The sequence below is a fragment of the Nocardia stercoris genome, assembly GCF_003696265.1.
Classification (GTDB): domain Bacteria; phylum Actinomycetota; class Actinomycetes; order Mycobacteriales; family Mycobacteriaceae; genus Nocardia; species Nocardia stercoris.
In genome coordinates, this window is record NZ_RFFH01000006.1 from 358878 (window position 1) to 369760 (window position 10883).

The window sequence follows — 10883 nt, forward strand, 5'->3', positions numbered from 1 at the left end:
ACCCTCACAACCGCACCCCTACCGGAGATCGCGACAACCGCGCCCAGCCGCGCGCGCTCGGGTGTACGGAATCTGCCGCGAAAACGTGTACCACTGCGCGCTCGGCGACGCGGGTCCGGTGGCTCACGGGCGCATCCTAGGAAGCGTTCGGGGCGGGCGGCTTAAGGGCCGCTGTGAATCTCGGCTGGAGGACACCGTGAATATTGCTGCGGCCGGGGGCGACGGAATTACACGAGTGGCCCGCCTCGGTCCTCACCGTGCGCCTCGCCGACCGAAACCGATGCCGCTGTGCCGGATCGGCGGGAGTCCGGCGAATCGGCTTGCGTGTGCGGCCGAGTCACGAGGTAGAGCACCGACCCGACCACGAGTCCGGCCGTCGCCGCGACCGCGAATGCGCCGTGCACGCCGACGGTGTCGATGGCGATGCCGGCGAACGCGGCGCCGAGGGAGGTGCCGGCGGTCATGGCGCCCCCCTGCCAGCCGAGGGCTTCGCCGCGGCCGCCTTCGGGGACTACCCGGCTGAGTTCGTCGACGCCGGCGGTGAGGGTCGGGGCGCAGAAGAATCCGGAGACGAAGGCCAGGGCGGTCAGGGTCACGGGGCCGGTGGCGAAGATCAGGGGGTAGGTCACCAGGCCGAGGCCGGCCAGGAGCAGGTAGGTGGAGACCGGGCGGTGGATCGCGCCGTAGGTGAGGCCGCCGAGCAGGGAGCCGAGGCCCCAGATCGCCATGGTGAGGCCGAGCCAGCGCTGGTCGCCGAATCCGCGCATGGCGGCGACGACGGTCAGTTCGGTGCCGGCCAGGAGCACGGTGCTCACGGCGGCGCCGACGCAGAGGGCCAGGAACGGGCCGCGCAGCCATTCGCGGCGCGGGACGGGCGGGGTGGTCTCGTCGTCCGAGCGCAGGGGCAGGTCGACCAGCCACAGCAGGACCCCGCCGAGCACGTGCAGCGATTGCACCCCGAGCAGCACCCAGGAGGTGGGGAAGATTCCGATGGCGGCGACACCGAGGATCGGGCCGACCATGTAGGACATCTCGACGGTGACCGAGTCGAGGGCGAGGGCCGAGCGCCGCTCGTCCTCGGTGGCACCGGCCAGGACGGCTTGGCGCACGATGCCGAAGATCGGGATCTCCATGGCTCCGGCGGCGCCGGCCAGCAGGACCAGGCCCGGGTAGCCGGTGAAGGGCGCGATGGCCCAGCAGGTGCCGACGATCAGCAGCGAGGGCAGGATGGCTCGCCGCAGCCCGAGCCGGTCGACGAGGCGGCCGCGCCAGGGGCCGCTGAGCGCGGTGCAGACGGTGACGACGCCGACGAGCAGCCCGGCCTGGGCGTAGCTGCGGCCGAGGGTCTGCACGACGTGCACGGTGAGGACGACGCCGAGCGCGAAGAACGGGGTACGGACCAGCATTCCCAGCACCAGCGCTGTGCGCACCGCGGGATTGGCCAGTACGCGCCGATACGACCTCACTGTCGCGAGGGTGCCACAGAGCGTGGGGGTGTGGCCAGCGAATTTCCGGCCGGAAGGAGAGTCCCGAATCCACACCCAGGACGACGCTGGCCGGGGTGCGGGCTTCGAACACCCGGCTTGCAGGGGGTAGGCCGGGCTATCTGCGCGCCGACGGTGAGCGGTAGAGCCAGGGCCGCTCTGTGACGCGCACGACAACCATAGAGGAACGGTCGGTTTTCAAGGTTGTTTTCGGCGCATCCGATGGACCACTGGCGAGAGGCAGCCGAACTTACTCTGCAGTAAGATAGTGTCATGAGCAACGAGACCGCCACCTTCCGCGGCTGGAAGAAGCTGCCCGACAACCGAATCGGGCACACCCTGTTCTCCCTCGGGATGATCGCGCGAGTGCCGTACTTCGGCACCGTGGTGCCCAACGTGGTCCGGCTGGAGCCCGGCCTGTGCGAGGTGACCGCCCCCAAGTGGTTCGGCATCCACAACCACCTCGGCACCTTCCACGCCATCGCGGCATGCAACCTGGCCGAGATCGCGATGGGCATGCTGGCCGAGGCCACCGTGCCCACCACGCACCGCTGGATTCCGAAGGCCATGAACGTGCAGTACCTGGCCAAGGCCGAAACCGGCCTGCACGCGGTGGCGAAACTGCCGGAGATCCCCGACTTCGCCACGATCACCGAAGGCGTGGAACTTCCCGTCCCGGTGTCGATCTTCGACAAGCAGGGCTTGGAGGTCGTCCACGCGGACATCACCATCTGGGTGACACCCAAGTAACCGGGCCGGCGGTTCCGCACGGAAGACAGCGGCGCGCCTCCCGGATCGCGGGTCGACACCGGGACAGGAGCGCCGGCATCGACCCGGACAGAGCAGTTCCTACATCGGGCAGACGGTCCCGGGCGCGGCCGACGCCGAGGGACAGGGCAGCACACTGCCGAACGGCAGCTCCGCGCTCAGCGGCGGGATCCCGAAGCTCTCCAGCAGCTGGACCACCTGCAATGCCGCGGCGCCGGACTGGGTGATCATCATCGTGTTCACCCCACCCGCCGGTGCGGCAGCCGGGGTCGCCAGCGGGCAGACGATCAGCGGCGTGGCGACCGCGCCGGAGATGGGCGTGGGCAGCGGCGGGCAGGCGGGCTGCACCGACAGGGCACTCGAGCCGGCGGGGATGTACGCCGGGGAGGTGGCGATGTCGGCGGGAGCCGCGACGGCGGTGGCGGTGCCGGCCAGCAGCCCGAAACCGACGACGGCGAGGGCAACGGACAGACGACCTGTGTTCTGGAGCTTTGTCATGCCCGAAAAGGGTAATTAAACACGTTGGTCCGCATCGGTTTTCGACGCGGCGGACTGCGCCCGGTTCTCGAGTGGGCCAATCCTGGTGGCGCAATCGGCACAATGCGCCGCGAGCGGTTGCGAATGCCCTGCGCGACACCGTCACCCCGGCTGATTCAATGAGAGATATGAGTGCGCATCGTCTCCCGGACCCGGATGTCTGTGTCGTCGGACTCGGACCCACCGGACAGGCGCTCGCACACCGGGCCGTTCGCGCCGGGCTGACGGTCGTGGCGGTGGACCCGCGCCCGGATCGGCTGTGGCCGCCGACTTTCTCCTGCTGGATCGACGAACTGCCCGACTGGCTGCCGCCCAGTGTGATCGCCCAGCGCATCGAGGCGCCGACGGTGTGGACGAAGACCGCGCACCGGATCGACCGGCCCTACTGCGTGCTGTCCAAGCCCGGACTGCGCGCCGCGCTGCCGCTCGACGACGCCACCGTGCTCGCGACGCGCGCCACGACCGTCGACGCCCACCGGGTGACCCTGGCCGACGGCACCGAGATCCGGGCCGGCGCGGTCTTCGACACCCGTGGCCTGCCGAGCCCGGGGCCGCGCCGGACCGCCAGCGCGCACGGCATCTTCGTCGACGCCGAACTCGCCGCGCCCATGGTCGGCGACGGCGAGGGTCTGCTGCTGGACTGGCGGCCGGAGAACGGCGCCGGCCCCGGCGAGCCGCCGTCCTTCCTGTACGCGGTGCCGCTCGGTGACGGCCGGGTGATCTTCGAGGAGACCAGCCTTGGACTGCGCGGCGGGATGCCGCAGCGTGAGTTGCGCCGCCGCACCCTGAACCGGCTTGCCGCCCACGGCATCCGGCTGCGCGGCGACGAACCGAGCGAGGCCGCGCACTACCCGCTCGATCAGCCGCCGCCCCGGTCCGGCGGCGGTGCGGTGCCCTTCGGTTCTCGCGGCGGGATGATGCATCCGTGCACCGGCTACAGCGTCGCCGATTCGTTCGCGTTGGCGGACACCGCGATCGAGGCGGTCCGGGCCGGAACCGATCCGGTGCGGGCACTGTGGTCACCGCAGGCGCGCCTGGTCTATTGGATGCGAATGCGCGGACTGTACGGACTGGGCCGGCTCACCACCGAGCAGTCGATCTCCATGTTCGAGGCCTTCTTCACCGCGACACCGCGTCAGCAGCGCGCCCTGCTGTCCGCGCACGACGACTACCGGGCGCTGGCCACCGTACTGTTCCTCACCGTGGCCCGCACCTGGCCGTTCCGCTGGCGCTACGACCTGGTCGGCTGGACGAACCGGAACCGCTGGGTGGACTTCGACTACAGCCAGTTCTCCAGCCAGTAGTTCCAGATCCGCGGCGCGTACGCGGCCAGCGGCGGCACCTTGATATCGGTGCCGGCCAGCGCGTCGGTGGTGTTGGTGCAGCCGAACCGGCAACCGAACTCGCTGTGCTGCAGGATGTCCCGGGGCACGCCCAGCCAGCGCAGCAGTTGCCCGGCACCGGGCAGGCCCACCGACAGGTCGAGGGCGCGTTTGGGCAGCACCTCGAGCAGGTGCGGTGCGCCGGCCTGGTCGGCGAACACGTTCAGCGCGTCGACGGCGCTCTGCCGACGGGGATCCACCAGGTGGTAGGTGTCGGCACCGGGAACCGGGTGGTGCGCAATGTGATCCAGGGCCCGCACCACGAAGTCGACCGGCACCATGTTGGTTTCGCCGAGCCGAGGCACCAGGACCGGCAGCAGCCGCGGCAGCTGCGCCGCCACCCGCAGCGAGCGGAAGAAGTAGTAGGGACCGGTGATCCGGTCGAATTCGCCGGTGCGGGAGTTCCCGATCACGATGGAGGGCCGGTAGATCCGCCACGGCACCCGGGTCTGCTCGCGCACGACCCGCTCCCCTTCGAACGCCGCGCGCTGCACCGGGGTCAGCAGCACCTGACCGATGTCGAACATGTCCTCGGTGAACAGTCCGGTCGTGCCGCCCGCCACCTCGACCGTCGAGACGTGGTGGAGCACACCGGCACTCAGCTGTTCGGTGACCGCGACCGCGGCAGCCGACCCGGCCGCGCCCGCGGCCCGGCCGGCGGCGAGGTGGAACACGTGCTCGATCGAACCACGATGCGCGGCAAGCCATTTCGGGTCCAGGCCGAGGTCGGGTGCGGTGAGGTCGCCGGGCACGGCGCGCAGCCGGTCGAGCACCGGCACCCCGCCGTTGCCCCAGGCCCGCACGTTGCGTTCGAAGCGGTAGGCCGCGTCCGCGCCGGGCTGCACCAGCACATGGATCGGGCCGCTACGTCGCAGCAATTCGGAGACCAGGGCCCGGCCGATGCCACCGCTCGCCCCGGTAACCAGGTAACCCATGCGGGTCAGGGTAGGCGGTAGGCGCAGGGGCCCGACCACCAGGGTTGCGAGCTATTCGCCGAACGCCCGATGTCGGACGCCAACCTGCGTTCACCGGCGCCGATCGCACGTTCCGGCCACGATCGACGATCCGCGCCCGTTTCGGCAGTCGCGATCAACAACCGGCCCCTGTCGCCACCGTCGGGAGCACCGGACCGCGACCGCCGGTCCGCGAATTGTGGTTAACTTATCGGATCGGTAGGGGCTGCCGAGGGCAGCGGAGCCACAGAGGAGAGGTGCATGAGCGCGGGGCGCACACGAGGAGCACCTGCGGTCGCACCACCCGACAGCACCGTGCGCCGACGCCCCAAGGACCGCAAGGCCCAGATCGTCCGCGTCGCCGCCCGCGCCTTCAGCGACCGCGGCTATCACCAGGTCGGCGTCGACGAGATCGCCGCCGAGATCGGCATCTCCGGCCCCGCGCTCTACCGGCACTTCGCCAACAAGTACGCACTGCTGGTCGCCGCCACCGAAGGCACCGCCACCGCACTGCTACAGGCCGCCCGGGCCGCCGACGACCCCGGCGCCACCCCCGAGAACCGGCTCACCGCACTGATCCGCGCCCTCACCGAGACCATGATCGAGCTGCGCCGCGAAGCCGGGCTCTACCGCTGGGAACGGCGCTACCTCGCCCCCGAAGACCGTCTGCGCATCCGCGGCATCTACGTCGAGCTGCGCGAACTGCTGGCCGCACCGATCACCCTGCTGCGCCCGAACGACCCGCCCGAGGACATCGAACTGATCGTCATCTCGGTCTCGGCCGCCATCGGCAGCATCAACGCCCACCGCACCCAGCTGCCCAACGCCCGGCTGATCGATCTCATGCAGGAGATCTGCTGGTCGCTGCTGCGCACCGAACTCCCGCCCGCACCCGGCGCACCCGACCCGCAGGAACCGGTACGCGGCCTGCCGCTGAGCTCCAAACGCGAGCAACTGCTGGCCGAGGCGATCCGCATCTTCGGCCGCAAGGGGTATCACGAGGCGGCGATCGAGGAGATCGGCGCGGCGGTCGGCATCAACGCCTCCAGCGTCTACCGCTACTTCAGCAGCAAATCCGACCTGCTCATCGCCGCGTTCCACCGCAGCGGGGAGCGGCTCGCCATCGCCAACGCCGAAGCGCTCTCCGAAGCGGTCAGCCGGCCCGACGCGGCGGTCCGGATCGCGGCCCGCTTCGCCCGCCTGACCTTCACCGTGCCCGAGATCCTGGCCGTGTACTTCAGCGAGTTCGCGCAGCTGCCGGCCGCCGATCAGCACCGGCTCCGCGCGCTGCAACGGCAGAACGTCCTGGAGTGGGCGCATCTGCTCGACGGCGATCCGGCCGAGGCCCGCTTCCGGGTGAACGCCGCCATCGGCCAGGTCCTCGACGTCGGCCGCCACACCCGCTTCGACACCCGGCCGGAGAACCTGGCCCGGGTCACTGCCTTGATGAGCGCGGCGCTGCTCGGAAACGCATCCTGATCCGACGCGTCAGGGCCGCCTGGATCGGATCCGGGCGGCCCTGACGCGTCGTCGTGCGGCTGCTAGATGCTGGTGCGGGCGGCTCGCTCGTAACCCCGGATGGCGGGGTAGGCGAAGATCACGACCATGCCGACCATCCAGGCGCAGGTCTCCAGCAGCGGGCGCTGGATCGGACCGTCCCAGGACAGCCCCTTCATGGTGTTGATGGTGGTACTCATCGGCTGGTGTTCCACCACGCCCTGCAGCCACTTCGGGTAGGCCGCGGCCGGTACGAAACCGGTATTGAAGAACATCGCCAAGGTGTTGAACACGAAGATGAGGTTCACCAGCGCCAGCCCGTCGGTCACCGTGGCCATCGCCGTGACCAGGGTGCCGAAGCCGAGCGCGAACAGCACCGGGACCAGGATCATGCCCAGTGCCGCCCACGGCCCGTTCCAGAACCGGAAGCCCAGGATCAGGCCGACCGCGAGCATCAGCATGGTGGTCAGCAGGACGCGGACCACCTCGGCCAGCAGCCGTGAGGTCAGGCCGGCCCAGCGGTTGATCGGCATGGTGTGGAACCGGCCCAGCAGCCCGGTCTCCTTCTCCTGCCGCAGGGTGAGCGCGCCGACCATCGAGCCGTTCATGGCCGCGATCACCGCGGACATGGGCATCTGGCCGTAGATGGCCGGAACGCCGGTGGCCAGTTTCACCGAGTCGCCCAGCACCGTGTTGAACATGATCAGCGCCAGGGTCGGGAAGACCAGCATGTAGACGGAGATGGTGAAGTCGGTGACCCAGACGCTCATCAAGCGTTTGCACTGGATCAGGCTCTGGCTGAACCAGGCGCGCACCGAATTCTCGGGGTACCCGGAGACCTCGGGTAGTAGCAGGGCCTCACGGTCGAGCTGTGCCACCGCCGATCCGGTGGCGGGTTCGATAACTGTCATGATCGCCTCGTACTCGCCCAGATCGCCAGCGGAATGAAGACGATGCCCATGCCGCCCAGCCACACCAGCGGCACCCACAACACGTGCCAGGTGACGCCGGTGCCGGCCATGTCCCGCAGCGCGAACGAGAACTGCGACACCGGCTGGTTGCGGACGAACGGCCGAATCCAGTGCGGGAACCCCTTTTCGGGGACGAAGCCGCACGACAGCATGCCGAAGATCAGGGTCGGCAGGCTCAGTGCCTGGCTGAGCGCCTCGGGGCTCTTGCTCAGGCTGCCGAGGGCGTCCGCGCCGATCGCCAGCACGAAGCCCACCGCGAAGGCGAACAGCACGAAGCCCACGGCCTGCGCCGGGCCCGCGATGAACCGGAAGCCGATCCAGTAACCGAAGGCGATCGAGGAGATCATCGCCACGATCGCGCGCACGAAGCCGCCGCTCATCCGCGCGGCCAGCGGCACGAACCCGCCGACCGGCATCGATTGCATGCGCAGGTTCAGTCCGGTCATCGCTTCGGTGGCCGCGATCTGCGCATTCGACATCATCGTGAACGACATGGTCTGCAGCACGATGATCGGCATGACGAACTGCGCGAAGTTGATTCCTTGGAAGCTCATCACGAAGCGCAGCGGCAGCCAGTAGCCGATGGTGAAGATGAAGGTCGCGCCCACCACGATCAGCAGGTCACCGCTGCTTGCCGCGGTGCGGACGAGGCGGCCGGTCAGCGCCCACCACTGGGCGATCTTGTTCGGGCGCGCGACCGGCATGTTCTCGAACAGCTGCTGGGCCGTGGGCGCGGCGGTAACCGTCATCCCTTGTCACCCGTGTGCCCGGTCAGCGACAGGAACACGTCGTCGAGCGACGGGCGCCGCAGCGCGATGTCGGCGAGTTCGATTCCGGCGGTGTCGAGGCGGCGCAGCGCCTCGGCGAGGGTGCTCGGACCGCCTAGGGCCGGGATGGAGATGCGGTCGGCGCCGTCCAGCCCGGCCGCGACGACGGGCGGGACCAGGTCGCCGAGTGCCTCGGCCGCGGCCTTCACGTGGGACGATTCCAGCGGCACGATCTCGCAGAAGCTGCCGCCGGTCTTCTCCTTGAGCTCGTCGGCGGTTCCCTCCGCGATGACGGTGCCCTTGTCGATGACGATGATGTTGTCCGACAGGATGTCGGCTTCTTCGAGGTACTGCGTGGTCAGCAGGACCGTGATGCCCTGTTCCTTGAGCGCGGTGACCAGGTCCCACACGCCCTGACGGCTGCGGGGGTCGAGGCCGGTGGTGGGCTCGTCGAGGAATACGACCTCGGGGCGCACGACCAGGCCGCAGGCGATGTCGACGCGGCGGCGCATACCGCCGGAGTAGTTCTTGACCGCGCGCGAGCCGGCGTTGACCAGGTCGAACTGCTCGAGCAGGTCGGTGGCGCGCTTCTTGGCGGCGGAGCGGCTCAGGCCCATCAGGCGGCCGAACAGCTCGAGGTTGGCCTTGCCGGACAGGTTCTCGTCCAGCGCCGCGTACTGCCCGGTCATCATGATCGAGCGGCGCACGCCCGAGGCGTCGGAGACCACGTCGTGCCCGGCGACCTTCGCGCTGCCCGAGTCGGGCCGCAGCAGGGTGGCCAGGACCTTGACGGTCGTGGTCTTGCCGGCGCCGTTGGGTCCGAGGATTCCCAGGACCGAACCGCGCTCCGCGGTGAAGCTGACGCCTTGGAGAGCGTGCACGTCGCCGAAGGACTTGCGGATATCACGCACCTCCACAGCGAGTTCGGCGGACCGACTCGCCGGGGCACAGCAGCTGCAGCCACAACTGCACTTGTTCAAGCTCGGCATCAACTCTCCACTATCGGCCGTGGGTGGCGACCGTCGTCCGGCTGGAGCCCCACGACGACCTGAATGGTCATCGCGTTCCACCAGCCGCAATGTTACTGGGACAAGTCGTCCCTGCCATGATCCCATCCGATCCGCTCAGATGTGGAACATGGCCAAGTCATTTTTCTGCCCCAGCGTCCGGCCCGGAACAGACCGGGTGGAACTGTGGTGTTACTCACACTTTCACGAACCGTTCGCATTGTCTGCGGAATCAACGGTTCCTGGCGGACGTCACAGCACCTGGTAGATCAGGAACAAATTCAGCACCGAGATCACACCCGCGACAAGGGCGGCCAGCACCGTGGTGAGCCGGCTGTTGACCGCCGATCCCATCAGCGCGCGGTCGGCGGTGAACCGAACCAGCGGCACCACCGCGAACGGGATCCCGAACGACAGCACCACCTGCGACAGCAACAGCACCCGCGTCGGGTCGACGCCCACCGTCAACAAGACCAGCGCCGGCAACAGGGTGACCACGCGCCGCAGCGGCAGCGGCACCCGCCGGTTCAGCAGACCCTCCATGATCATCGCGCCCGCGTAGGCCCCGACCGACGTGGACGCCAGGCCCGAGGCCAGCAACCCGACCGCCAGCAGCAACGCCGCCCGCGGGCCGAGCGCATCACTGACCGCGCCGTGCGCGTCGGTGATGGTGTCGATACCGCGCCCGCTCAGCGTGCGAGCGGCCAGCAACAGCATGGACAGGTTGACCACGCCGGCGATCACCATGGCCAGGGCCACGTCGATCCGGTTCGCGCGCAACAGCCGGGTGCGGCGCGGCCCGGGCTCGGTGTAGCCGTGCCGGTCACGCACCAGCCCGGAATGCAGGTAGACCACGTGCGGCATCACCGTCGCGCCGATGATGGCCGCGGTCAGCAGCACGCTGCCGGTGCCGTCGAAGCGCGGGACGAGCCCGCCCGCGGCCCCCGACAGCGACGGCGGCGCCAGCACCACCTCGGCGACGAATCCGACCGAGATGATCGCCAGCAGGCCGATGATCACACGCTCGAACGCCCGTTGGCCGCCGTGGTTCTGCACCGTCAGCAGGGCCATCGACACGGCACCGGTGATCAGGCCGCCGACCGGCGGCGGCAGCCGGAACAGCAACTGCAGCGCGATCGCGCCGCCCACCACCTCGGCCAGGTCGGTCGCGGTGGCCACGAGTTCGGCTTGCGCCCAGTAGGCGAGCCGCCCGACGCGGCCGGTGCGCGCGGCCACCAGTTCCGGCAGCGACCGGCCGGTGGCCAGGCCCAGCTTCGACGACAGCAACTGCACCAGCGCCGCCATCACGTTGGCCAGCACGATCACCCACACCAGCAGGTAACCGTGCGCGGCACCGGCACTGATGTTGGCCGCCACGTTGCCGGGGTCGACGTAGGCGATGGCGGCGACGAAGGCCGGGCCGAGCAACGCCAGGGTGGCACGGGCGCGCCCGGCAACGGATGGCTGGACGTCGGCCGGGCTACTCACCACCCCAGTTTACGGGTAGCCGAACTTTT

10 protein-coding genes are annotated in these 10883 nt (G+C 69.6%); 3 read left to right on the forward strand and 7 right to left on the reverse strand.

Features of this window, described 5'->3' with window-relative positions:
* Nucleotides 1-227: 227 nt before the first annotated feature.
* The gene (locus EBN03_RS17265) at nucleotides 228-1466 is read right to left on the reverse strand and encodes an MFS transporter (protein ID WP_199742818.1); all 1239 of its coding nucleotides are present in this window, start codon (nucleotides 1464-1466) and stop codon (nucleotides 228-230) included.
* A gap of 291 nt (nucleotides 1467-1757) precedes the next feature.
* Here EBN03_RS17265 and EBN03_RS17270 point away from each other — a divergent pair, with 291 nt between their 5' ends.
* Nucleotides 1758-2234: a hotdog fold domain-containing protein gene (locus tag EBN03_RS17270; RefSeq protein WP_122189046.1), complete on the forward strand. Its 477-nt coding sequence runs from the start codon at nucleotides 1758-1760 to the stop codon at nucleotides 2232-2234.
* Nucleotides 2235-2333: 99 nt separating this feature from the next.
* Here EBN03_RS17270 and EBN03_RS17275 read toward each other — a convergent pair whose 3' ends face one another.
* Nucleotides 2334-2750: a hypothetical protein gene (locus tag EBN03_RS17275; RefSeq protein WP_122189047.1), complete on the reverse strand. Its 417-nt coding sequence runs from the start codon at nucleotides 2748-2750 to the stop codon at nucleotides 2334-2336.
* Between the two features lie 167 nt (nucleotides 2751-2917).
* Between EBN03_RS17275 and EBN03_RS17280 the strand changes: the two genes are divergently transcribed.
* Nucleotides 2918-4093, forward strand: a complete 1176-nt coding sequence (locus EBN03_RS17280) for a lycopene cyclase family protein (RefSeq protein ID WP_122189048.1) — start codon at nucleotides 2918-2920, stop codon at nucleotides 4091-4093.
* Here EBN03_RS17280 and EBN03_RS17285 read toward each other — a convergent pair.
* Entirely contained in the window at nucleotides 4069-5106 is a 1038-nt protein-coding gene (locus EBN03_RS17285; RefSeq protein ID WP_122189049.1) for an SDR family oxidoreductase, read from the reverse strand. The two genes, EBN03_RS17280 and EBN03_RS17285, sit on opposite strands and share 25 nt — an antisense overlap.
* A gap of 279 nt (nucleotides 5107-5385) precedes the next feature.
* Here EBN03_RS17285 and EBN03_RS17290 point away from each other — a divergent pair, with 279 nt between their 5' ends.
* Entirely contained in the window at nucleotides 5386-6603 is a 1218-nt protein-coding gene (locus EBN03_RS17290) for a TetR/AcrR family transcriptional regulator (RefSeq protein ID WP_122189050.1), read from the forward strand.
* A gap of 62 nt (nucleotides 6604-6665) precedes the next feature.
* Here EBN03_RS17290 and EBN03_RS17295 read toward each other — a convergent pair whose 3' ends face one another.
* From EBN03_RS17295 to EBN03_RS17310, 4 genes are all read right to left on the reverse strand, one after another.
* Nucleotides 6666-7532 (reverse strand): ABC transporter permease, encoded by an 867-nt coding sequence (locus EBN03_RS17295; RefSeq protein WP_122189051.1) that lies wholly within the window; start codon nucleotides 7530-7532, stop codon nucleotides 6666-6668.
* On the reverse strand, nucleotides 7529-8341 hold the full coding sequence (locus tag EBN03_RS17300) for an ABC transporter permease (RefSeq protein WP_122189052.1): 813 nt from the start codon (nucleotides 8339-8341) through the stop codon (nucleotides 7529-7531). The genes EBN03_RS17295 and EBN03_RS17300 overlap by 4 nt, the downstream gene beginning before the upstream one ends.
* Nucleotides 8338-9348: an ATP-binding cassette domain-containing protein gene (locus EBN03_RS17305; RefSeq protein WP_122189053.1), complete on the reverse strand. Its 1011-nt coding sequence runs from the start codon at nucleotides 9346-9348 to the stop codon at nucleotides 8338-8340. Before EBN03_RS17305 ends, EBN03_RS17300 begins: the two co-directional genes overlap by 4 nt.
* Nucleotides 9349-9618: 270 nt before the next feature.
* Nucleotides 9619-10854: an Nramp family divalent metal transporter gene (locus EBN03_RS17310; protein ID WP_122189109.1), complete on the reverse strand. Its 1236-nt coding sequence runs from the start codon at nucleotides 10852-10854 to the stop codon at nucleotides 9619-9621.
* Nucleotides 10855-10883: the final 29 nt, after the last annotated feature.